At 60.1% G+C, this 21568-nt stretch carries 20 protein-coding genes; 8 read left to right on the top strand and 12 right to left on the bottom strand.

The annotated features are described in order from the left end of the window. Positions 1-16 precede the first annotated feature (16 nt). From ACR0KM_RS03095 to xdhA, 4 genes are read right to left on the bottom strand one after another with little or no spacing between them, the layout of a single operon-like run. Complete coding sequence (locus ACR0KM_RS03095) at positions 17-1534, bottom strand: ABC transporter ATP-binding protein (protein ID WP_480856655.1); 1518 nt, start codon at positions 1532-1534, stop codon at positions 17-19. Further along, entirely contained in the window at positions 1531-2466 is a 936-nt protein-coding gene (gene xdhC, locus ACR0KM_RS03090) for a xanthine dehydrogenase accessory protein XdhC (protein WP_480856656.1), read from the bottom strand. The genes ACR0KM_RS03095 and xdhC overlap by 4 nt, the downstream gene beginning before the upstream one ends. Further along, entirely contained in the window at positions 2466-4868 is a 2403-nt protein-coding gene (gene xdhB / locus ACR0KM_RS03085) for a xanthine dehydrogenase molybdopterin binding subunit (protein ID WP_480856658.1), read from the bottom strand. The genes xdhC and xdhB overlap by 1 nt, the downstream gene beginning before the upstream one ends. After that, positions 4865-6262: a xanthine dehydrogenase small subunit gene (gene xdhA / locus ACR0KM_RS03080; RefSeq protein ID WP_480856660.1), complete on the bottom strand. Its 1398-nt coding sequence runs from the start codon at positions 6260-6262 to the stop codon at positions 4865-4867. The genes xdhB and xdhA overlap by 4 nt, the downstream gene beginning before the upstream one ends. A gap of 343 nt (positions 6263-6605) precedes the next feature. On the opposite strand from xdhA, the gene dnaE reads away from it, so the two are divergent. The 3 genes from dnaE to ACR0KM_RS03065 all read left to right on the top strand — a co-directional run bounded on the left by dnaE (position 6606) and on the right by ACR0KM_RS03065 (position 10775). Next, the gene (gene dnaE / locus ACR0KM_RS03075) at positions 6606-10106 is read left to right on the top strand and encodes a DNA polymerase III subunit alpha (RefSeq protein WP_480856662.1); all 3501 of its coding nucleotides are present in this window, start codon (positions 6606-6608) and stop codon (positions 10104-10106) included. A 73-nt stretch (positions 10107-10179) separates the two neighbouring features. Then, complete coding sequence (locus ACR0KM_RS03070) at positions 10180-10401, top strand: YMGG-like glycine zipper-containing protein (RefSeq protein WP_480819204.1); 222 nt, start codon at positions 10180-10182, stop codon at positions 10399-10401. A 5-nt stretch (positions 10402-10406) separates the two neighbouring features. Then, positions 10407-10775: a hypothetical protein gene (locus ACR0KM_RS03065; protein ID WP_480856664.1), complete on the top strand. Its 369-nt coding sequence runs from the start codon at positions 10407-10409 to the stop codon at positions 10773-10775. A gap of 4 nt (positions 10776-10779) precedes the next feature. On the opposite strand, the gene ACR0KM_RS03060 is transcribed toward ACR0KM_RS03065, so the two are convergent. Continuing rightward, complete coding sequence (locus tag ACR0KM_RS03060; RefSeq protein WP_480856666.1) at positions 10780-10974, bottom strand: SlyX family protein; 195 nt, start codon at positions 10972-10974, stop codon at positions 10780-10782. Between the two features lie 135 nt (positions 10975-11109). On the opposite strand from ACR0KM_RS03060, the gene hisS reads away from it, so the two are divergent. From hisS to hisG, 3 genes are read left to right on the top strand one after another with little or no spacing between them, the layout of a single operon-like run. Continuing rightward, complete coding sequence (gene hisS / locus ACR0KM_RS03055) at positions 11110-12597, top strand: histidine--tRNA ligase (RefSeq protein WP_480856668.1); 1488 nt, start codon at positions 11110-11112, stop codon at positions 12595-12597. A 3-nt stretch (positions 12598-12600) separates the two neighbouring features. After that, positions 12601-13689: an ATP phosphoribosyltransferase regulatory subunit gene (locus ACR0KM_RS03050; protein ID WP_480856670.1), complete on the top strand. Its 1089-nt coding sequence runs from the start codon at positions 12601-12603 to the stop codon at positions 13687-13689. Next, the gene (hisG, locus tag ACR0KM_RS03045) at positions 13686-14375 is read left to right on the top strand and encodes an ATP phosphoribosyltransferase (RefSeq protein WP_480856672.1); all 690 of its coding nucleotides are present in this window, start codon (positions 13686-13688) and stop codon (positions 14373-14375) included. The genes ACR0KM_RS03050 and hisG overlap by 4 nt, the downstream gene beginning before the upstream one ends. On the opposite strand, the gene ACR0KM_RS03040 is transcribed toward hisG, so the two are convergent. Then, on the bottom strand, positions 14372-14803 hold the full coding sequence (locus ACR0KM_RS03040) for a DUF1489 family protein (RefSeq protein WP_480856674.1): 432 nt from the start codon (positions 14801-14803) through the stop codon (positions 14372-14374). The two genes, hisG and ACR0KM_RS03040, sit on opposite strands and share 4 nt — an antisense overlap. A gap of 129 nt (positions 14804-14932) precedes the next feature. On the opposite strand from ACR0KM_RS03040, the gene ACR0KM_RS03035 reads away from it, so the two are divergent. Next, positions 14933-17215 carry an adenosylcobalamin-dependent ribonucleoside-diphosphate reductase gene (locus tag ACR0KM_RS03035; protein ID WP_480856676.1) on the top strand — a complete coding sequence of 761 codons (2283 nt, stop codon included), beginning with the start codon at positions 14933-14935 and terminating at the stop codon, positions 17213-17215. Positions 17216-17294: 79 nt separating this feature from the next. Beyond that, entirely contained in the window at positions 17295-18230 is a 936-nt protein-coding gene (locus ACR0KM_RS03030) for a hypothetical protein (protein WP_480856679.1), read from the top strand. A 272-nt stretch (positions 18231-18502) separates the two neighbouring features. On the opposite strand, the gene ACR0KM_RS03025 is transcribed toward ACR0KM_RS03030, so the two are convergent. The 6 genes from ACR0KM_RS03025 to ACR0KM_RS03000 all read right to left on the bottom strand — a co-directional run bounded on the left by ACR0KM_RS03025 (position 18503) and on the right by ACR0KM_RS03000 (position 21507). Continuing rightward, on the bottom strand, positions 18503-19297 hold the full coding sequence (locus tag ACR0KM_RS03025; RefSeq protein WP_480865443.1) for an FkbM family methyltransferase: 795 nt from the start codon (positions 19295-19297) through the stop codon (positions 18503-18505). A gap of 86 nt (positions 19298-19383) precedes the next feature. Then, complete coding sequence (locus tag ACR0KM_RS03020; protein WP_480865441.1) at positions 19384-19734, bottom strand: bacteriophage spanin2 family protein; 351 nt, start codon at positions 19732-19734, stop codon at positions 19384-19386. Beyond that, positions 19731-20288, bottom strand: a complete 558-nt coding sequence (locus tag ACR0KM_RS03015) for an N-acetylmuramoyl-L-alanine amidase (RefSeq protein WP_480865440.1) — start codon at positions 20286-20288, stop codon at positions 19731-19733. The genes ACR0KM_RS03020 and ACR0KM_RS03015 overlap by 4 nt, the downstream gene beginning before the upstream one ends. 66 nt (positions 20289-20354) lie before the next feature. Continuing rightward, positions 20355-20636, bottom strand: a complete 282-nt coding sequence (locus ACR0KM_RS03010; RefSeq protein ID WP_480865438.1) for a hypothetical protein — start codon at positions 20634-20636, stop codon at positions 20355-20357. A 4-nt stretch (positions 20637-20640) separates the two neighbouring features. Beyond that, positions 20641-20955 carry a hypothetical protein gene (locus tag ACR0KM_RS03005; RefSeq protein WP_480865436.1) on the bottom strand — a complete coding sequence of 105 codons (315 nt, stop codon included), beginning with the start codon at positions 20953-20955 and terminating at the stop codon, positions 20641-20643. Positions 20956-21006: 51 nt separating this feature from the next. Continuing rightward, positions 21007-21507 (bottom strand): hypothetical protein, encoded by a 501-nt coding sequence (locus tag ACR0KM_RS03000; RefSeq protein WP_480865434.1) that lies wholly within the window; start codon positions 21505-21507, stop codon positions 21007-21009. Between the last annotated feature and the right edge of the window lie 61 nt (positions 21508-21568).

Here is a 21568-nt window from a genome sequence, read left to right as displayed (position 1 = left end):
AAGGCGACGCGACTGCTCAAACATGCGCCACCTCCATGCCATGGGCACCACCCATCATCAGGCCGATTTCATCAACGGTCAGGCCGGTGGTCTCGCGCGGCGCACTCAGCCGCCCTTCGTTCAACGCCGCAAAACTGTCCGAGATCTCCATCAACTCGTCCAAATCCTGACTGATGCAGATCACCGCAGTTCCCTTGGCCGCCAGATCCAGAATAGCCTGCCGGATCGAAGCCGCGGCGGCGGCATCCACACCCCATGTGGGCTGGTTCACCACCAGAACATCGGGGTTCTGCAGCACTTCGCGACCAATCACGAATTTCTGCAGGTTCCCACCCGACAGCGAGCGCGCTGCGTTCTCGGGCCCCGGCGTCCGGACGTCAAACGCGCTAATGATCTTCTCAGCAAAACTCTTGGTTTCGGCCCATTTCAGAAACCCGTTGCTCTCCAGCCCTTCGCGAACCGATCCGGTCAGCAAGGCATTTTCTGTCAGGCTCATGTCCGGCGCGGCAGCATGCCCCAGCCGTTCTTCGGGCGCGGCTAGCACGCCCAGTTTGCGGCGCGCGGTGGGTCCGAGTTTGCCAATCGGCTGACCGTTGAACTTGATCGCATCGGCAGCCGTTGTGATTTCACCGGACAACACGCCCAGCAATTCGTCCTGCCCGTTCCCGGCGACGCCGCCAATCCCCAGAACCTCGCCCTTGCGGACGGTCATATGGACGTTCTTCAATGCGGTGCCGAACTCTGACGGCGACGGCACTGACAATCCGCTGACATCCAGCGCGACCTCACCGAACGCGCGCCCCGACCGTTCGGGCGTCTGCAGAGTCGATCCAACCATCATCTCGGCCATGTCCCGCGCCGAGGTCTCTGCCGGAACGCATTCGCCCACATTCTTGCCCAACCGTAGGATCGTAGCGTGATCGCACAGCGTTCGGATTTCTTCCAACTTGTGAGAGATATAGAGGATCGAGGTCCCCTCGGATCGCAATTTGTTCAGCGTCTCAAACAGGATATCAACCTCCTGAGGCGTCAGCACGCTGGTCGGTTCGTCCATGATCAACAGCTTCGGGTCCTGCAGCAGGCAGCGAATGATCTCGACCCGCTGTCGTTCACCGGCGGACAGATCGCCAACCGTGCGATAGGGGTCCAGCGGCAGGCCATAGGTTTCCGACACTTCCCGGATGCGTGAGGCCAGATCACCCATTGGGGGCGGGTTCTCCATCCCCAAAGCGATATTCTCGGCCACATTCAAAGCGTCAAACAACGAGAAATGCTGGAATACCATCGCAATCCCGTCGCCACGCGCTGCACGCGGCTCCGGTGGTGCAAAAGGCTGGCCGCGCAGCAGCATGGTGCCGCTGTCTGGTTTGACCAAACCATAGATCATCTTCACCAGCGTGGATTTGCCCGCGCCGTTTTCGCCCAGCAAGGCGTGCACCTCGCCTTCGCCAATATCGAAAGACACTTGATCATTGGCCACGACGCCGGGATAGGCTTTGGTCAGCCCTTGAAGACTCAAAAGTGGAGTGGTCACGCGCTCAGGTCCTTCTTCAACTCGGTCTGTCGGGCCGGGCGCAAGAGCTGCGCGGCGACGCCAACGGCGATCATTTGTGGGTGCTTACCCAGGCCCGGATCGCCGATCGGGCAAGTGATCCGGCTGATCCGTTCGGGCGAGTGTCCAAGGGCCGCCAGCCGCGACCGGAATCGCGCCCATTTCGTAGCCGAGCCGATCAGTCCCGCAAAGCGGAAATCATGCGAAAGCAGCCTGTTGCACAGCTCCAGATCCAGATTGTGCGAATAGGTGAGCACAAGATGCTCGGCTTCATCCGGTGCATGGCGCACCAATTCGGCCGGTTTGGCCGTTGGAATGACGGTCACTCCGACGGGGACGGTATCGGGAAAACGCTCAGGGCTCGTATCGACCCATGTGATCGCGAGATCGGGCAGCGGTGCCAGAACATCGACCAAGGCACGACCGACGTGGCCTGCGCCCCAAATCCATAGGTCGCGGGTCGGTTTGTGGACTGGCTCGATCATCCAGCCGTCGACCAGTTGCGGTTCGGGCGCGACGCCCTGACTGCGCGCCGATGCCAGCAGCCGTTTGACCGACAGGGGCATGTCTCCGCCGGACGGAGCGCGCGCGATCACAGCGTCGTCCAGAGCGTTGACGGTGTTCCAGTCATAGACCTCGCTCAGCAGCGATACAGCACCGCCGCAGCATTGGCCCATATCCGGACCAAGCGCGTGATGGGTCAGGCGGGCCGGGATCGTTTGGGTTCGCGCGGCTTCGGCAGCCTGATACTCGAGCGTTCCGCCGCCGATGGTGCCGCTTTGACCATCCTGCCAGACCAGCATCGCGGCGCCCACTTCGCGCGGGGACGACCCTTTGATCCCTGCGATGACGACCCGGACTACGCGCCCATGGTTTTTGACCGCTTCCCGCAAAGCCTCCACGTCAAATCCCATCAGATGTCTCCCTTCATCCGTTGGACACCGCGCCAGACCTCTTCGGCCGTGGCAGGGGCGTCCAGCGCAGGGTAGGCGGTGCCGCAGGAGGCAACTGCATTCGACAGAGCCAACCATGCCGAAATACCCAGCATGAAGGGCGGCTCACCCACCGCTTTCGAGCGATAGATCGTGTCCTCGCGGTTCTCGCCGTCCCAGAGCGCGACGTTGAAGATGTCGGGCCGGTCCGAGCAGGCGGGGATTTTGTAAGTCGAGGGCGCGTGCGTGCGCAGGTTGCCCTTGCCGTCCCAGACCAGTTCCTCGGTCGTCAGCCAGCCCGCGCCCTGCACATAGGCCCCTTCCACCTGCCCGATATCCAGCGCCGGGTTCAGCGACGCGCCCGCGTCATGCAGAATGTCTGCGCGCAGGATGCGGTTTTCTCCGGTCAGCGTGTCGATGGCGACCTCGGTGATTGCGGCCCCGTAGGCGAAGTAGAAAAACGGACGCCCCCGCCCCTTGATCCGGTCCCATTCCAGCTTGGGTGTTTTGTAGAACCCGGTCGCGGACAGGCTGATGCGGCCCATGTAAACCAGTGCCGCGGCCTCGGCGAAGGTATAGCGTTCCGCGCCCACCGAAACGTGGCCATCTGCAAAAACCACGCTTGCGGGATCGGCCTGATGCCGCTTGGCCAGATAATCGGCCATCCGGTCGCGGATCGTGTCGCAAGCCGCTTTCACCGCCATGCCGTTCAAATCGCTGCCTGACGAGGCCGCCGTGGCCGAAGTGTTCGGCACCTTGGCGGTATCGGTTGCGGTGATCTTCACCATCTCCAGCGGGATTCCAAAGCGCGAGGCCGCCACCTGCGCGACTTTCTGGAACAGACCCTGCCCCATCTCGGTGCCGCCATGGTTCAGGTGGACCGAGCCATCCTGATACACATGCACCAGCGCACCCGCCTGATTGAGGTGGGTCAGCGTGAACGAGATGCCGAACTTGACCGGAGAGAAGGCGATGCCTTTCTTGATCACGCTGTGTTCGGCGTTCCATTTCCCGATTGCCGCTTTGCGCGCGGCGTAGTCGCTGGATTTCAGCAATGCCTCGGTCATGCCGTGCAGTTCGAAATCACCGACCTCCATCCCATAGGGGGTCGTGTTGCCCCCGGCGGGGAGGGGGCGCACGGGGGCCTCGCCCGTCGCAACCGCGCCGCGGCTGGTCAGGTCCTCATGCGGGTCGGGATGGCCCAGCGGTTCTTCGGCGGTGGGCTGCCCGGCGACCTTGTGCGCCGGTTCGTAATAGTTCCGGCGGCGCAGTTCGACCGGGTCCACGCCCAGCTCATGCGCCGCGTGATCCATCACACGCTCGATGCCGACCATGCCCTGAGGGCCGCCGAACCCGCGATAGGCGGTGGCGGATTGGGTGTTGGTTTTCAGCCGGTGGCTCTCGATCCGCGCATTCGGCAGCAGATAGGCGTTGTCGGAATGCAGCATCGCACGGTCGGCGACGGGCAGGGACAGATCCTGCGCCCAGCCGCAGATCGCGTGGTGCAGGAAAGAGACGCCCTGAATATGCCCATGTTCATCGAACCCGGCCTTGTAGGCGATGCGAAAGGCATGGCGCTTGCCGGTGATGATCATGTCATCATCACGGTCATAGCGCATCTTGCAGGCCTTGCCCGTCGCACGGGCAGCAACGGCGCAGGCGACCGCCAAAGCGTTGCCCTGACTTTCCTTGCCGCCGAACCCACCGCCCATGCGGCGGGTCTCGACCCGGACGGCGTGCATTGGCACGCCCAACGCGTCGGCCACTTTGTGCTGAATCTCGGTCGGGTGCTGGGTCGAGCTGTGCACCAGCATGTCCGCGCCCTCATTCGGCACGGCCAGAGCGGCTTGACCTTCCAGATAGAAATGTTCCTGCCCGCCTAGTTCAAACGAACCCTCGATGACATGGGTCGCGCTGGCGATGGCAGCTTCGGCGTCACCCTTGGCGTAGATGCGTGGGCCGTCTTCGAACCGGCTGTCGGCGGCCAAAGCGTCTTCGACCGTCAGGATCGGTGTCTCTTCGGAATAGTCGATCTTGCCAAGCCGCGCGGCCTTGCGGGCGGCCAGATGGCTGGTGGCGATGACCAGAAACACAGGCTGGCCGATGTAATGAACGGTTCCGTCCGACAGCAGCGGTTCATCGTGGATGGAAGGTGAAACGTCATTGGCAAAGGGCAGGTCTTCTGCCGTCATCACCATCACCACCCCATCGGCGGCTTTTACGGCTGATAGGTCCATCGCGGTGATCTTGCCTTTGGCAAGCGGGCTGAGGCCGAATGCGAGATGCAAAGAACCCTTTGGCGTTGGGATGTCATCCACATAGCGCGCGGCACCTGCAACATGCAGAGGGGCCGCGTCGTGGGGGAGGGGCTTAGACACGCTCATGCCGACACCTCCAGCACGTTTGTGACCTCGCCCTGATCCTCGAGGAAATAGCGCTCCAGCATCGCTTTGGCCGTTTCCAGACGATAGGTGGCCGAGGCGCGCATGTCCGTGAGTGGAGTGTAGTCGTCGGCAAATGCCGGCAGCGCGGCGTCAATTGTTTCGCGCGTCCAGGGTTTGCCGATCAATGCGTCCTCGACGTTGGTTGCCCGTTTCGGAATGCCCGCCATGCCGCCAAACGCGATGCGTGCCTGCGTGACGGTGCCGTCCGTAACGGTGATGTTGAAACAGCCGCAGACGGCTGAGATATCCTGATCGAACCGTTTGCTGAGCTTGTAGACCTTCAGCCGGTCGGGTTGGCGCGGAAAGCTGACGGCTTCGACGAATTCAGCAGGCGCGCGGTCCTGTTTGCCGTAGTTGATGAAGAACTTCTCCAACGGAATCTGTCGCCGTTCGTCGCCCTTGCGCAGATGCAGGGTTGCGCCCAACGCGATCAGGGCGGGCGGGTTGTCTCCGATCGGTGAGCCGTTGGCGATATTGCCGCCCACGGTGGCCGCGTGGCGCACCTGAACGCTGGCGTAGCGGCGGATCATCTCGGCATAGGACGGGTGGTGGTCTGACAGAGCGTCGCCCATACGGTTCATGTCGACCATCGCGCCAAAGCGGATTTCGGTGTCGGTGATCGTGATCTGTTTCAGGTCCTCACAGCGGCTGAGGAAAATCACGGGGTCGAGGTCGCGCAGTTGCTTGGTGACCCAGAGGCCCACATCCGTCGCTCCGGCAATCAGAGTGGCGTCGGGGTGTTGCGTATAAAGCGCGGCCAGTTCGTCGGCGGTTTCGGGCAGGAAGGGGGGCTCTGCCCCCCGGCCTTCGGCCTCCCCCCGAGGTATTTGTGAACAAGAGAAGGATTGGTCGTTGGTGACCCATTCAGGGACCGGGTGGGGTTCGGCGGCTTTGGCGGCGCGGATGATCGGGGCATAGCCGGTGCAGCGGCACAGGTTGCCTGCAAGCTGGGTGTCGTGATCGGTTGCGCCATTGGCGTGGCCTGCGACCATCGACATCACGAAGCCGGGGGTGCAGAAGCCGCATTGTGAGCCGTGCAGATCGACCATCGCCTGCTGCACCGGGTGGTGTTCCTGATCGGGGCCGCTTGCGCCCTCGACCGTGCGCACCGCTTTGCCGTGCAGCTGAGGTAGGAACAGGATGCAGGAATTCAGCGCTTTGGCCGTGCCATCTTCGGTGACCATGACCGTGCAGGCCCCGCAATCGCCTTCGTTGCAGCCTTCCTTGGTGCCGGTCAGGCCGCGATCTTCGCGCAGCCAGTCCAGCAGGGTGGCTGTCGGATCGACATCCGCCAGCTCCACTGTCTCTCCGTTCAGAAGAAACGTGATGTTCATTCGAGAAACCCGTCGCGTTACCCTGTTGCGCCCGTTGGGCCCTCCTTCGATGCGACGTAGAAAGAGTGGCGGGCGAATTGCTTGCCATCGGATGTTAGAAACTGCGCAGCCGATCTGGCAAGAAAAACTGCCTGCGGAATGCACTATTGCACGGGCTACGCCGAGAATTACCGCGTTTGTTTGCTATTCAGCCGCCTGAAACTAAAGTGTTTTCTGTCATTCGGGTCTGCGTCTTTCCGAAGCACCTTCTGGAAAAGCCGAATAATCAGAGCTGATTTTTTAAGCATCGCAAAGCGTCGGTTCGCGCTTTTGCAGCGCCCTTGGCTGGGATAGCGTAGGGGGCATGAGCAGCACCCCTCGATTCATTCACCTCCGCGTTCACACCGAATATTCTCTGCTGGAAGGCGCTGTGCGGCTGAAGAAGCTGCCGGGTCTTTGCGAGAAGGCCGAGATGCCTGCTGTTGCGGTGACGGACACCAATTCGATGTTCTCGGCGTTGGAGTTTTCCGTGACCGCCAGCGGTGCGGGTATTCAGCCGATCATGGGATGTCAGGTTGATTTGGCGTTTGTGCAGGCGCAGCCCGGTGAGAAGCCGAAAGCGCCCGCGCCGCTGGTGCTGCTGGCGCAGTCCGAGGCCGGGTATGAGAACCTGATGAAGCTGAGCTCGTGCCTCTACGTGGACAAAGGCGGGCAACTGCCGCAGGTCACCTTGGACGAGTTGGCCGCGCGGTCCGATGGCCTGATCTGCCTGACCGGCGGGCCGGACGGGCCGGTGGGGATGTTGCTGCAGCAGGGGCAGCGCCCGGCGGCCGAGGCTTTGGTGGACCGGTTGGCCGGAATGTTTCCGGATCGGCTCTATATCGAGTTGCAGCGCCATCCAGGTGAGGATGGCCAGCCCGAGGCCGAACGCCTGACCGAGCGGGGCCATGTGGAGATGGCGTATGCCAAGAATCTGCCTCTGGTTGCCACCAACGACGTCTATTTCCCGACTTCGGATATGTACGAAGCGCATGACGCGCTGATCTGTATCGCCGAAGGAGCCTATGTCGATCAGCAGGAGGGCCGTCGTCGCCTGACGGCGCAGCATTATTTCAAGTCGCAGCAGGAAATGGTGACGCTGTTCGCCGATCTGCCCGAGGCCATCGAGAACACAGTTGAGATTGCACGACGTTGCGCTTTCATGGCCTATCGCCGCGATCCGATCCTGCCGAAATTTGCCGATGATGAAGTTGCCGAACTGCGACGCATCGCCAATGAGGGCCTGCAGAAACGTCTTGCGGTTATCCCCCATGCGGTGACGCCTGAGGAGTATCAGGAACGGTTGGATTTTGAGCTGGGCATCATCGAAGGCATGGGGTTCCCCGGCTACTTCCTGATCGTTGCGGACTTTATCCAATGGGCCAAGGATCATGACATCCCGGTAGGGCCGGGGCGGGGCTCGGGTGCTGGCTCTCTGGTTGCCTATGCGCTGACGATCACCGACCTTGATCCGCTGCGCTATTCGCTGCTGTTCGAACGGTTCCTGAACCCCGAGCGGGTGTCGATGCCCGACTTCGACATCGACTTCTGCATGGACCGCCGTGAAGAGGTGATCCGCTATGTGCAGCAGAAATACGGGCGCGATAAGGTGGGGCAGATCATCACCTTTGGTGCGTTGTTGTCGAAGGCGGCGGTGCGCGATATCGGGCGGGTGCTGCAAATGCCCTACGGGCAGGTGGATCGCCTGTCCAAGATGATCCCTGTCGAGGGGGTCAAACCCGTCTCCATCGAAAAGGCTTTGAAAGATGAACCGCGCCTGCGCGAAGAGGCGCGTAGCGAAGAGGTTGTGGACCGTCTTTTGACCTATGGCCAGCAGGTTGAGGGGTTGCTCCGCAACGCATCAACCCACGCGGCGGGGGTTGTCATCGGAGACCGCCCGCTGGATGCGCTGGTGCCTTTATATCAGGACCCGCGATCCGACATGCCCGCGACCCAATTCAACATGAAATGGGTGGAACAGGCCGGGCTGGTCAAATTCGACTTTCTGGGTCTGAAGACGCTGACGGTGATCCAGAACGCGATGGATATCATCTTCAAATCCGGCCGGCCCCTGCACATTGCGGCGGATGGCACCGAGCTATACGAACCTGCCGAAGGGGCCGAGAACCAGATCAACGCCATCCCGCTGGATGATGAGGCGACATACAAGCTCTATTCGGCGGCCAAGACGGTGGCTGTGTTCCAGGTGGAAAGCTCGGGCATGATGGATGCGCTCAAGCGAATGAAGCCTGACTGCATCGAAGATATCATTGCGCTGGTCGCGCTTTACCGTCCCGGCCCGATGGAGAACATTCCCAAGTTCTGCGAGGTCAAGAACGGGCTGAGCCAGCGGGACAAACTGCACCCGTCCATCGACCATATTCTGGACGAAACCCAAGGCATCATTGTCTATCAGGAGCAGGTGATGCAGATCGCGCAGGAAATGGCGGGCTACAGCCTTGGTGGCGCGGATCTGCTGCGCCGCGCGATGGGTAAGAAAATCCAAGAGGCGATGGACGCCGAGCGGCCCAAATTTCTGAAAGGTGCTGCCGAGAACAACGTGGACGAGGCAAAGGCGACCGAGGTTTGGAACCTGCTGGACAAGTTTGCCAACTACGGCTTCAACAAATCCCACGCGGCGGCCTACGCGGTGGTCAGCTATCAGACCGGCTGGCTGAAGGCGAACCACCCGGTCGAGTTCATGGCGGGCGTCATGAACTGCGATATCCACCTGACCGACAAGCTGGCTGTCTATTTCGAAGAGGTTCGGAAGGGGCTGGACCTGCCCTATGTCCCGCCTTGCGTAAACCGCTCTTTGGCGACGTTCGACGTGATCGACGGGCACCTCGTTTATGGGCTGGGCGCTTTGAAAAATGTGGGGGTCGAGGCGATGAACCTTGTGGTCGACGGGCGCGCGGGTAAGCCGTTTGTCAACCTGTTCGATTTCTCCCGCAGGGTTGACCTGAAGCGTGTGGGCAAACGCCCGCTGGAAATGCTGGCTCGCGCCGGGGCCTTCGACCAGCTCGACGGTAACCGCCGCCGGGTGTTCGAAAGCCTCGATGCGCTGGTCAACTACTCGGCCGCGATTCACGAGCAAAGGAACTCAAATCAGGTGTCTTTGTTTGGCGAGGCGGGCGACGATCTGCCCGAACCGCGCTTGTCGCCATCACCAGATTGGTTGCCGGCAGAGCGGCTGAGCGAGGAGTTCAAGGCGATTGGTTTCTACCTGTCCGGCCACCCGCTGGACGACTATATGCCCGCTCTGAAACGCAAGCAGGTCATGACACTGGATGAAGTGACCGAGAAGGCGCGTTCGGGTCCATTGATCGCGAAGATGGCGGGTGTTGTCGCCGGGCGGCAGGAACGCAAATCGGCGCGCGGCAACCGGTTCGCCTTTGCGCAACTGTCCGACCCGACAGGGGCCTATGAGGTCACGCTGTTCTCGGACACGCTGGAGAAATGTCGCGAGTTTCTGGAAACCGGTGCGCAGGTGGTTCTGACCGCCGAAGCCACGATGGAGGCCGACCAACTCAAACTGCTTGGCCGTTCGGTCGGCCCCGTCGATTCAGTGGTGGCGGACGCAGGCGCGACCGGATTGCGGATATATGTCGACACTCCGCAGGTTTTGGCCACGGTTGCCAAAATCCTCGAAGACGCCGGAACGGCGGCCAAAGGCGCTGCGAAAGGGCCGATCCAGATGTGTTTGTTGGACAAGGACCTGCCCGGTGATGTCGAGATGGACCTGGGCCAGAGCTTTCCGATCAACCCGCAGATCAAAGGTGCGATCAAGTCGCTGGATGGCGTGATCTCGGTCGAAGAAATCTGAACCACCCCTTTGTTGCCTCGGCCCATATCCCTCGCTAGGCTAGCTGCGTGGGATTAGAAGGAAGGGCACAGATATGACGATTGCTGGCATGGGGTTCAGGGCGGTAACGGGCGCTTTGGCTGTAATTCTTGTTCTTGCGACGGCAGGGGCCGGGTTGGCGGATGATAAAAAGAAGAAAAAGCAAACCATCGAAGGCGCATTGATCGGCGCAGGCGTCGGCGCATTGATCGGAGACGGGAAGGGCGCGGCCATTGGTGGCGTGGCCGGTGCCATCATCGGCCATAACTGGAAGTGAATAAGATGAAAATCAGCGTTTTCAAATCTGCACTTTGCACCGGCTTCTTTATTGCCCCGACCCTTGCGCTTGCGGATGAGGCTGCCGAGCAAATGGTGCAGGATGCACTGCCAGTGATGCACTATACCTGCGCCTCGATTGCGGAAGAGGCCGATGGGGACGAAGCCTTTGTGGTGAGCGTTGTCGAAAAGATGACGGCCCTGTCGCTTTATAATCGTCAGATCAATATCGAAGATCACGCGACCACCGACCAGGAAAAAGCCCAACTGCGTGAGGCGTTCATCGCCGCTTTGTCCGACGCCTGTGCCGCCGACAAAGATGCCCTGCTTGGGGGAGTGGTCGATTCAGCGGTGAAAACAACGCTGGGGCTTTGACCCCTCAATAATGCGGCGGGCGTTCGTCGCCGTAGACGATTCCGCCTGACCCTTCCTGCGCCTGTTCCGCCTCGCGCTGGAACAGCATCTCGACGCGGCGGGTCAGACGGTCGATCTCGTCCTGTTGCCGGGTGACGATCGTGTTCAACTCGTCGACCGTGCGGGTCAGGTGGGCGATCTGTTCTTCCAGATGCTGCATTCGGGGGCTCCTGTGCTTGCGCCGGTCATAGCGGCCAAGTGCCCCTATGACCAGAGAAACCGCGCGCCGCGCTTGCCCCGATGCGGGCCATGGGATAGACCGCGCGCGGAACACTAAGCCCCAAGGACGCCCCACATGGCCAAGCCCAAGAAACAGCCCCGCCCCAAGGCCGTCACGCCGAAAGGGTTCCGCGACTATTTCGGCCAGGAAGTCTCGCAGCGTACCGAGATGCTGCGGACGATTGCGGGCGTCTATCATCGCTATGGGTTCGACGCTTTGGAAAGCAGCGCGGTTGAAACCGTCGAAGCGCTGGGCAAGTTCCTTCCGGATGTGGACCGCCCCAACGAGGGCGTCTTTGCGTGGCAGGAGTTTGACGAGGGCGGCAACGGCGACTGGATGGCGCTGCGCTATGATCTGACCGCGCCTCTGGCCCGCGTCTATGCGCAACACCGCAACGACCTGCCGACGCCCTATCGCCGCTATGCGATGGGTCCGGTCTGGCGGAACGAAAAGCCGGGGCCGGGGCGGTATCGTCAGTTTTACCAGTGCGATGCGGATACGGTGGGAACAGCCTCGATGGCTGCGGATGCCGAGATCTGCGCGATGCTGTCGGACACGCTGGAGACCGTGGGCATCCCGCGTGGCGATTATCTGGTGCGGGTCAACAACCGCAAGGTTCTGAACGGCGTACTTGAGGCTATGGGTCTGGGCGAAGACCTCACCGCCCGCGACAATGTCCTGCGCACCATCGACAAGTTCGACAAGGTGGGCGAGGCCGGGGTGCGTGAGCTGCTGACCAAGGGCCGTCTGGATGCCTCGGGGGCGTTTATCGATGGCGTAGGTCTCAGCGATGATCAGGCCGAGCCCGTGATTGCCTTTCTGACGTCCAAGGCTGCCGATACCGCCGGAACGCTGGCCAACCTGCGCGCAGCTGTTGGCGACAGTAAGATCGGCGCGGACGGGATTGCCGAGTTGGAACAGATTGGTGCCCTGCTGGATGCGGGCGGCTATGGCGCGGATCGTATCGAGATTGACCCCTCGGTCGTGCGTGGCCTCGGTTACTATACCGGGCCGGTTTATGAAGCCGAACTGACCTTTGAGATTTTCGACGAAAAAGGCCGCAAGCGGCAGTTCGGATCGGTCTCGGGTGGCGGGCGTTATGACGATCTGGTCAAACGGTTTACCGGGCAGGAAGTGCCAGCGACCGGTATCTCCATTGGTGTGGACCGCCTGCTGGCCGCTCTGCGCGAGAAGGGCCGGATCACCGTGCAAGCGACGGGTCCTGTTGTCGTAACGGTCATGGATCGCGACCGGATGGCCGACTATCAGGCCATGGTCGCCGAACTGCGCAACGCGGGTATCCGGGCCGAGGTTTATCTGGGCAATCCCAAGAACTTCGGCAACCAATTGAAATACGCGGATAAGCGGAACTCACCCATTGCGGTGATCGAAGGCGGCGATGAAAAGGCGGGCGGCATCGTGCAGATCAAGGACCTGATCCTTGGGGCCAAGATCGCCGAAAGCGCGACGCTGGAGGAGTGGAAGGAACGCCCCAGCCAGTTCGAAGTGCCGCGCGGTGATCTGGTCGCCAAAGTGCGCGAAATTCTGGACAGTCAGGACTGAGTGATGCCCAACCGTTCCCAGATACAGGCCCGCGCCGCGATGATGCGCGTCCGGTTCGAGGCCGCCGGTGCGCAGGTGGTGGATACGCCTCTGCTTCAACCCGCCGGGACGCTGCTGGACCTCTATGGTGAAGATATCCGCGCCCGTGCCTATGTGACGTCAGATGCGCTGCGCGGCGAGCAGATGTTGCGCCCGGATTTCACCCTGCCGGTGGTGCAGATGCACATGTCCGAAGGGGCCGAGCCTGCGCGGTACACCTACTCCGGCGAGGTCTTCCGCCGTCAGGAACACGACCCGGATCGCTCGAACGAATACATTCAGGTCGGGTATGAGGTCTTTGACCGCAATGATCCCGCCGGGGCCGATGCCGAAGTATTCTCTCTGTTCGCTCTGCAACTGCGCGGGATACCGTTGCGCGCGGCGACCGGGGATATTGGCATCCTGACTGCCGCTGTTGCGGGGCTTAAAACCACCGACCGCCGCAAAGCCGCGCTAATGCGGCATCTGTGGCGTCCGCGTCGGTTCCGGGTGTTGCTCGATCGCTTTGCAGGCCGCAAGCCGGGCCCCGAGGGGCGTGACGCCCTGCTGGACGCAGTGGACCCTCTGGCAATTGAGGCGCCCATGATCGGCAAACGCCGCGCCTCTGAGATTGAGGCGCGCGTCGCAGCTCTGCGTGAAGACCGGGATACCCCGCCCATTTCGGATAGTGAACTGGTGGGGCTGGAAACGCTGCTGAACGTGCGCGAAACCATGCCCTTTGCTTTGGAACAACTGCGCGACGTCGCGGTCGACCTGCCCCAGATCACCCCTGCGCTGGATCGACTGGAAGGCCGTATCGCCGCGCTGCAGGCGCGGGGCGTCGATGTCGAGCGGTTGGATTTCGAAGCCTCCTATGGCCGCACGTCGATGGAGTATTATGACGGTTTTGTTTTTGGCTTTTACGCCGAAGGCCGCCCGGACCTGCCACCGATTGCCACCGGCGGGCGCTATGATGCGTTGACCCGGCAATTGGGCGGCGGCGCAGAAATCCCCGCAGTGGGTGGCGTGCTGCGGCCTGACCTGATGCTCGAGATCGAGGAGGGTGCCCAATGAGCCTGAAGCTGGGCGTGCCCTCGAAGGGCCGGTTGATGGACAAGACGTTCTCGTGGTTCGAAAAGCGCGGCATCATCCTGTCGCGCAGCGGATCGGACCGGGAATATGCGGGCAAGGTCGAAGGGATCGACGGCGTCTCGCTGATCCTTTTGTCGGCCGGGGAAATCCCGCGTGAACTGGCAGAAGGGCGTATCCATCTGGGTGTCACCGGGATTGATCTGGTGCAGGAAAAACTGCCGCGCTGGGAGCAGCAGGTCGAAGAGATTTCGCAGCTTGGGTTCGGCAGGGCCGATCTGATCATCGCGACACCCGCCTGCTGGGTGGATGTGGACACGCTGGATGATCTGGACGCGGCAGCAGCAGCGTTTCGCAAGACTCATGGTCATAGGCTGCGGATCGCAACCAAATATCATCGGCTGGTGCGCGAGTTCCTGACGCACGCTGGGGTGGCCGATTACACTCTGGTCGACAGTCAGGGCGCGACCGAGGGTACGGTGATGAACGAAACCGCCGAGGCGATTGCCGATATCACCTCGACCGGGGAAACCCTGCGGGCGAACCACCTGAAGATCCTGTCGGATGGGATGATCCTGCAGTCGCAGGCGACCTTGTGGCGCAGCCGCGTGGCGCAATACGATCCGGCAGAAAAGGCGGTTCTGAACGATCTGCTGGACCGGTTGCGTTAGAGCACGCCGATCTCGGCCAAAGCACGGTTGAGATCGTCGGGCAGAGCATCGTCCTGCTCGCGCCCTTTCGGCAGATCGGCGGGCGTGTCTTCGGGTTTCAGATAGCGCCAGCCCTGAAACGGGCGCTTCAACGCGTTCTGAGTGCGATGTACCTCGGGGTCCAGCACGATGGCGCAGCGGCGGATACCGTCCTCGCCTCGCACTTCGTCCAGACGCAGGATGCGCTGGCGGCACTGGATCACGCCTTTGATCACCCAATAGATTGATCCGCCATTCAGAATCTCGGCCTCGCGCTTGGGCCACATGCGGGTGACATGGCGCGGGCAGCCGTCTTGGTACAGTGGTCGCCGACTGTCCTGCCACGCCATCAGCGTGTCAACGCTTTCCGATCCGACGGACAGTTTGATGAGGTTTACGTACTTATCCACAGCTTTCCCACAGAGTCGTCCCATGGCGAGTCCCTATATTGTAGCCTTCTGCGCCTTGTCATCAAGGTGTTGTGGTTTACTTGTGATCTGGGGTAATCTGTATCCCTTCGTCAGCACAGGGAATCACCAATGAGCCGCTTTGCCGCCCCCATCGCCGAGCAGATCTGGGACATGAAATACCGTTTCAAACAAGCGGATGGCACACCCATCGATCAGACGGTCGAGGACAGTTGGCGGCGCATCGCCCGCGATCTGGCGCGGGTGGAGAAGGACCCGGCGCATTGGGAAGAAAAGTTCTATGAGGCGCTGGAGGATTTCAAATACCTGCCCGCCGGCCGCATCACCGCGGGCGCTGGGACCGCGCGGCAGGTGACCCTGTTCAATTGCTTTGTCATGGGCACCGTCCCCGACAGCATGGGCGGCATTTTCGACATGCTGAAAGAGGCCGCGCTGACCATGCAGCAGGGTGGGGGGATCGGCTATGATTTCTCGACGATCCGCCCGCGTGGCGCGGATGTGAAAGGGGTCGCCGCCGACGCATCGGGGCCGTTGTCGTTCATGGATGTCTGGGACGCGATGTGCCGGACGATCATGTCTGCCGGTTCGCGCCGGGGGGCGATGATGGCAACCATGCGCTGCGATCACCCCGATATCGAACAGTTTATCACCGCGAAATCTGACCCCGCGCGGCTGCGTATGTTCAACATGTCGGTGCTGGTGACCGATCCGTTCATGGAGGCCGTAAAAGCCGATGGCCCGTGGGAGTTGGTGTTCGACGGCAAGATCTATCACACCGTTCAGGCCCGTGATCTTTGGAATAAGATCATGCAGGCCACCTATGACTATGCCGAGCCCGGCGTGATCTTCATCGACCGGATCAACAAGGCCAACAACCTGAACTACGTCGAGACGATTGCTGCCACGAACCCCTGTGGCGAACAGCCATTGCCGCCCTACGGGGCGTGCCTGCTGGGTTCGATCAATCTGGCGCGACTGGTCGCGGACCCGTTCGAAGATGCGGCGCATCTGGACGAGGCGGCCTTGCAAGAGCTGGTCGCCACTGCCGTGCGCATGATGGACAACGTGGTGGACGCGTCGAAATTCCCTCTGGCCGAGCAAGAGGCCGAAGCGCAAGACAAGCGCCGTATCGGGCTGGGCGTGACAGGTCTGGCCGATGCTTTGCTGATGCTGGGTCTGCGCTATGGGTCCGACGAGGCGGCGCGTCAGACCGAGCGCTGGTTGCACAGCATCGCTCGCGCCGCATACCTGGCGTCGGTGCAATTGGCGAAGGAGAAAGGGGCATTCCCCCTGTTCGACGCCGAGAAATATCTGGCCAGCGGCACCATGCAGCAGATGGATGACGATGTGCGCGATGCGATCCGCGAGCATGGTATCCGCAACGCGCTGCTGACCTCGATTGCGCCAACGGGCACGATTTCCTTGTATGCAGGCAACGTGTCTTCCGGGATCGAGCCGGTCTTTGCCTATGCCTACACCCGTAAGGTTCTGCAGAAGGACGGCTCCCGCACTGAGGAAGAAGTCGTGGACTATGCCGTCCAGATGTGGCGCGACAAGTTTGGTGACTCCGAGTTGCCCGACTATTTCGTCAATGCGCAGACGCTGACCCCATCCGACCACGTCAAGATGCAGGCGGCGGCTCAGAAATGGATCGACAGCTCGATTTCCAAGACGATCAACTGCCCCGAAGATATCAGTTTCGACGCCTTCAAGGATGTCTACATGCAGGCCTGGGATCAGGGCTGCAAAGGCTGCACCACCTATCGCCCGAACGATGTGACCGGCTCGGTTCTGACCGTGTCTGAAAGTGACGACAAAGCCCCGGGCGAAAGCGCCGATGCCCCGCATGAGGTAGATGGTGGCGAGGTCGTCTATATGTCAGAACCGCTGGACCGTCCGCAATCGCTGGAAGGGTCGACCTACAAGCTGAAATGGCCGGATAGCGAACATGCAATCTACCTTACGATCAACGATATCGTCATTGCTGGCAGGCGTCGTCCCTTCGAAGTGTTCATAAATTCGAAGAACATGGAGCATTATGCCTGGACGCTGGCCCTGACCCGTATGATTTCAGCCGTGTTCCGGCGCGGTGGGGATGTTTCGTTTGTGGTCGAAGAACTGAAAGCGGTGTTCGACCCGCGCGGTGGTGCTTGGGTGAAGGGCAAGTACATTCCATCAATCCTGGCGGCGATTGGCGGCGTGATCGAGCAGCACATGATCAATATCGGCTTTCTGGAAGGGGAAGGCATGGGGCTGAAATCCGACCCGCAAGCGCAAGTGGTCAATATGGACGCCCCGCGCGGCAGAGCATGCCCGTCTTGCGGTCAGTTTGACATGGTGATGATCGAAGGGTGCATGACCTGCCGCAGTTGCGGTCATTCTAAGTGTGGCTGAGGGCGGGAATGCTTCGGTGCACAGGTTTGAGAGCAATTAAGGGGTGCGTGCCCGCAAATCTGACAATCCTGTGGTGAGAATGGTCCAGGAAATTTGGCTTCACATCGGCACCGCAAAAAGCGGCACCACCGCCCTCCAGCATTATTGCAATGAGAATGCGGCTGCGCTGGGGCGTGCAGGACTTCTGTACGCAACGGTCAAAAGGCACTCTTCGGTTAACAAGCTTGCTATTGCGATCAATCGAAACCGTTCAGAACAACTGCAGGAGATCTCATCGCATCTGACCCGCCTGATTGAAAGCAGTCGCGCGCCGAAAGTTTTGATTTCTTCAGAGATGCTGTACGGGATGGCCCCCGAGCGCATCATCGAGGCAGTGCCGATCCTTGGCAGCTACCCCTTGAATGTGCTGGTTTATTTTCGCAGGCAAGACCGGTACATCGAAAGTAAGTATTTGCAAAAACTCAAGAATGGCAGGTTCCGGGGAACGATCTGGGACTACATCAAGAAGTTTGATGGATCCGGTTCGGATTATTATGCGGAACTGCGGCCTTGGTTTGATATGGAATGCGACATTCATCCGCGCATATGCGAGCCCAAAAGCCTGGTTGGGGGCTCTACGGTAACGGATGCTTTGTCTGTGATGGGGTTTGAGGCGTTGGCTGGCATGGTGCCGGACACTCGGGTCGAAAACACATCCCCATCTCTGGGGCGCATACAACTGTTGCAGGTGCTGGCTGATGCAGGGCACCCAAAAGTGCGGCGAGTCCAAAGGGCATTGCCTCCGGATCAGCAAGGCAAGGCGCAGGTGCTGACACGGGATCAGCGGATAAGGTATATTGAGAAGTATATGGGCAGCAATGAAGCGCTGCGCCGGTCATTTTTTCCCGCGCGTGCCCAGCTCTTTGCAACCGATGACCTTGCTGAGAGCGCAGATCAAGTGTCTACGGGCTATACCGAAGCTCAGTTGGCAGAGATTCGGCAGATGTTTGAGGTGCTCCTGAAGACCAAGGGGTAAACGGTGCTTGAGCCGGTTCGCACGCGAATTGAAGGGCAACCGCGCCCAAACGGTACCGCAGGATATCTGTTTCTCGCGTGTTGCCAGGGCTGTTTTCAGAGGGGATTTTGGTAGCGGAGGACCGTTGTTGTCACTCCCCCCCATTCGAATAGCCAAGTAAACAAGGGCTTTGTTAAAGGGCAGAGGCAGCAGGGTTCGAACCTGCGACCTACGGTTTTGGAAAATCTTTAGTAATCACACCGCATACGCACTTTTCTCGGCGGATGTGGCTTTTACAGTCTTCCGCGCAACACTGATTCTGCAATCCTGCGAACGGCTTTGTAGGTCTTACCAGAAATAACTAGGGAAAGCCCACCACGCCCGAAAGACATTGACTTGCACTCGTGGTTTGCCTCAATCATGGCTGCTGCCGATTTCTCGAAACAGGTCAGTGCACTCACTTCTTCAATATTTGTAAAATATGTGTCGGGGCCTATGCTAGTTAGAATGCGATAACCGCGGCTTAACAAAAATTCATTGACTGCATTTTCAAAGTTCTCGATTTGGATGACGCACCGCTTTTCACTGAGTGTTTTTTCCGCCCCACGCAAAACCGAAAGTTCATGGCCCTCTACATCGATCTTGAGAACAATGGGGCCTTCCATTTGCGCCAACTCATCATCGAGACACACAGCTTCGACTGAAGTTTTGGCGCTGTACGATACCTCAGCCTGCCCCTGTTCAACGACCGCACTATTCCCAGCGTATTGGCTCACAATTCCAAATTCGACTGTTCCAGGACGCGCCGAAACTGCAACGGGCCTTATCCGACCATTGATGTCATTTAATGTGAAGTTGTCTTTTATCTCACCTACCAGCGCATGATTTGCCTCAAAGCTCACCAACTGTCGGACAGCTTGTGACATGAAGACCGAGTAAACGCCTACGTTAGCACCAACGTCCACAAAGGCTTCCGCCCCGACCTCAAGACAAAGTTGAAACAAGAAATACGGCTGCAACGGCTCGTATTCCTGAGTTATCCAGTTTCGCCGATGCGATACCTTAGACCACTTAAAACGTTGATACATTTCGATGATTGCCTTTGCCAAAAGTAATGGCTACATATTGGAACGATCAGCGCGGCGAAACCAGTCTAAATGTCCGCCATTCGATATCAGCGACGCCGACTGAAGACCGCAGATATCTGCTCAATCCAACGAACCGGGCTGTCCACAAGAACCGCCACCACGAACGCGAGGATGAGCCAGATCGGGTACTCGTGCGTCACGACTGTTTCGATTTGCTCTGCCCGAACCTGCCTGTCCGTTCGCTCTTGCCGAACATCACCAGTCACGTTCCGGACAGCTTGCGTCCTGTCTGACTGAACACCCTGCACATTGTTGGCACCAGCTTGCACGTTGGCAGCAACATTCGTACCGCCACCCGTCAGCAGGTTCAGGGCCTGCCCCGCCGAACAGGCCGACAGGGCGGCACACAGGATCAGTGCGCGCCGCAGCCGGATCACGTGAACACCTGCTGAGTTGCCCGCAGGATAGCACGTGCCAGTGACCGCATCTCGTGCGGCTCATCGGTGGCCTGCTGACCATTGGGCGACGAGCCGAAGAAGGGTTCAATCAGGGCAGCGGGCGCACGACCGGAAATCAGGCTTGTAGATCCGCGACCCGTGCGTACAGTCTTTTCGCCTCGATCCCGGAGGCCAAGCGCATCCAGCATTTCGTCCTGCAACGCCTCGGCGTAACGCAGGGATAGCTTGCTGCCACTGGTCAGAGTTTCCGTGCCGGTTGCACCCGGATTGTGGTGACTGTTGAAGTGTAGTTCGTTGGTGGCGGTCGCACCCCAAGCGTCCGTGCGACGATAGACATCTCGGATTTCTGCCGTGGTTGATCGCAATGCAGGATTTCGGAAGAAAGTCTTGACCTCGATCCCAGGATATTCGCCAGCCAGGTCTTCGATCATTCCGGCAAGGCGGGTATTCCATGCCCATTCGGTTTCACCAGTATCCGGGCGCACAGCACCTTGGGCGCGGGCGTTATGGCCCACGACAACAGCAAGTTTCATTTTGGATTCTCCAAAAAAAAGGCCCGCTAAGCGCGAGCCGGTTAAGTCCTGCGGGACAAAACAGTATCAGCCGCCGGATCGATGCAGATCCAGACGCATAGCGACCAGCCACAACGTGACCAGCAGCACAATTTTGGTGATGAGAACCGACAGCGGGAAATGATGACTCAGATCATCGACATGGCGAAACAGAAGGTTACCCAAGGTTGTCATCCCCAACAGCCCATAGCCGACCGCAATTGCACGGTCGAAACGCTTACGCCCCGCCGAAATCTGATGCGCCAGCCACCAACACACCATCACCAGCAAGGCCGATGCGATATCCTCTAAAATCATTACCGGCGTCATGGCATCACCCCTTCTTTACCAACAGACGATCCTGAAGGGCCTTAACGGCGATTTCGCCGCCTGACCCCATCAGGAAACCCGCCGCCAGATAAGACAGCAGTCCCGCGCCGGTTGCCGCATCGATTAGATGCCCCAGCACGCCGCCCATAAAGATAGCCGACAGCGCACCACCGACGCCCTGAATTGCCCTTCTGCCCCAGCGGGCCTCGGGAGCCAGGACAGCGCGAAAGAACGCGCCCCCCACCCCCGAAAACGCCAACAGCGCCAACTGGTCGCGCATCCCCGCGAACACCTCTGCCAAGCTGCCCTGATCTGCCATTCTGAACTGCCCTTTTTTTGATGAATTTTTGTCGCCCGGAAGGCCGGACGATTATTTGCCGATCACCTGAAACCGATCATTTCCGGCGTCGTACCACAGCTTCACAGCCTCGCCCGATGCCAGGTCTGATGCGGCCAGCGCCGTACCGCCCGCCTTGACCACCGCCTTTGCGCCTACGCCGTCGATATTAATTGTCACTGCGCCGGTATTGGCCCCAGCCGTGACAAACAGCACCTCGACCAGCTCGGCATAGGCGGTGATCGCAGGCGTCAGCGTGGCCGTGATGGCATCCGCACCAGCCACCGCACCCAGAACAGCCGGGGACCGCGAAAGGATAGGTATTTCGTGATCATTGACGCCATCGTACATATACCAGCGGTTGGTGTCGGTATCGCGCCAGACAGTTCCCGCGACAGCATAGGCCGGGCGTGCCGCGCCGCTATGGCTGTCCAGCAGGGCATCAAGGCTGTCATCGTTCCGGTCAGCATATGCAGATGGCTCGACAGGGGCGTCCGCAATGCGCGGCACCCCCCACGTTGTGGGTTGCGACATGGTCAGGTCTCCTGATTAGGTTGGGTGTTGAATTAGTGGAGTGCGCAGATCAGCGCGCTAT

The sequence above is a fragment of the Ruegeria sp. G10 genome, from assembly GCF_056533645.1.
The sequence above is the reverse complement of the archived record's forward strand: the minus strand, read 5'-3'. Positions and strand labels throughout refer to the sequence as shown.

Excerpts from the sequence above, each read along its gene's own strand:
- xdhC (WP_480856656.1), bottom strand. The coding sequence starts at position 2,466 with ATGGGATTTGACGTGGAGGCTTTGCGGGAAGCGGTCAAAAACCATGGG.
- xdhB (WP_480856658.1), bottom strand. The coding sequence starts at position 4,868 with ATGAGCGTGTCTAAGCCCCTCCCCCACGACGCGGCCCCTCTGCATGTT.
- xdhA (WP_480856660.1), bottom strand. The coding sequence starts at position 6,262 with ATGAACATCACGTTTCTTCTGAACGGAGAGACAGTGGAGCTGGCGGAT.
- dnaE (WP_480856662.1), top strand. The coding sequence starts at position 6,606 with ATGAGCAGCACCCCTCGATTCATTCACCTCCGCGTTCACACCGAATAT.
- ACR0KM_RS03070 (WP_480819204.1), top strand. The coding sequence starts at position 10,180 with ATGACGATTGCTGGCATGGGGTTCAGGGCGGTAACGGGCGCTTTGGCT.
- ACR0KM_RS03065 (WP_480856664.1), top strand. The coding sequence starts at position 10,407 with ATGAAAATCAGCGTTTTCAAATCTGCACTTTGCACCGGCTTCTTTATT.
- ACR0KM_RS03060 (WP_480856666.1), bottom strand. The coding sequence starts at position 10,974 with ATGCAGCATCTGGAAGAACAGATCGCCCACCTGACCCGCACGGTCGAC.
- hisS (WP_480856668.1), top strand. The coding sequence starts at position 11,110 with ATGGCCAAGCCCAAGAAACAGCCCCGCCCCAAGGCCGTCACGCCGAAA.
- ACR0KM_RS03050 (WP_480856670.1), top strand. The coding sequence starts at position 12,601 with ATGCCCAACCGTTCCCAGATACAGGCCCGCGCCGCGATGATGCGCGTC.
- hisG (WP_480856672.1), top strand. The coding sequence starts at position 13,686 with ATGAGCCTGAAGCTGGGCGTGCCCTCGAAGGGCCGGTTGATGGACAAG.
- ACR0KM_RS03035 (WP_480856676.1), top strand. The coding sequence starts at position 14,933 with ATGAGCCGCTTTGCCGCCCCCATCGCCGAGCAGATCTGGGACATGAAA.
- ACR0KM_RS03030 (WP_480856679.1), top strand. The coding sequence starts at position 17,295 with ATGGTCCAGGAAATTTGGCTTCACATCGGCACCGCAAAAAGCGGCACC.
- ACR0KM_RS03025 (WP_480865443.1), bottom strand. The coding sequence starts at position 19,297 with ATGTATCAACGTTTTAAGTGGTCTAAGGTATCGCATCGGCGAAACTGG.
- ACR0KM_RS03015 (WP_480865440.1), bottom strand. The coding sequence starts at position 20,288 with ATGAAACTTGCTGTTGTCGTGGGCCATAACGCCCGCGCCCAAGGTGCT.
- ACR0KM_RS03010 (WP_480865438.1), bottom strand. The coding sequence starts at position 20,636 with ATGACGCCGGTAATGATTTTAGAGGATATCGCATCGGCCTTGCTGGTG.
- ACR0KM_RS03005 (WP_480865436.1), bottom strand. The coding sequence starts at position 20,955 with ATGGCAGATCAGGGCAGCTTGGCAGAGGTGTTCGCGGGGATGCGCGAC.
- ACR0KM_RS03000 (WP_480865434.1), bottom strand. The coding sequence starts at position 21,507 with ATGTCGCAACCCACAACGTGGGGGGTGCCGCGCATTGCGGACGCCCCT.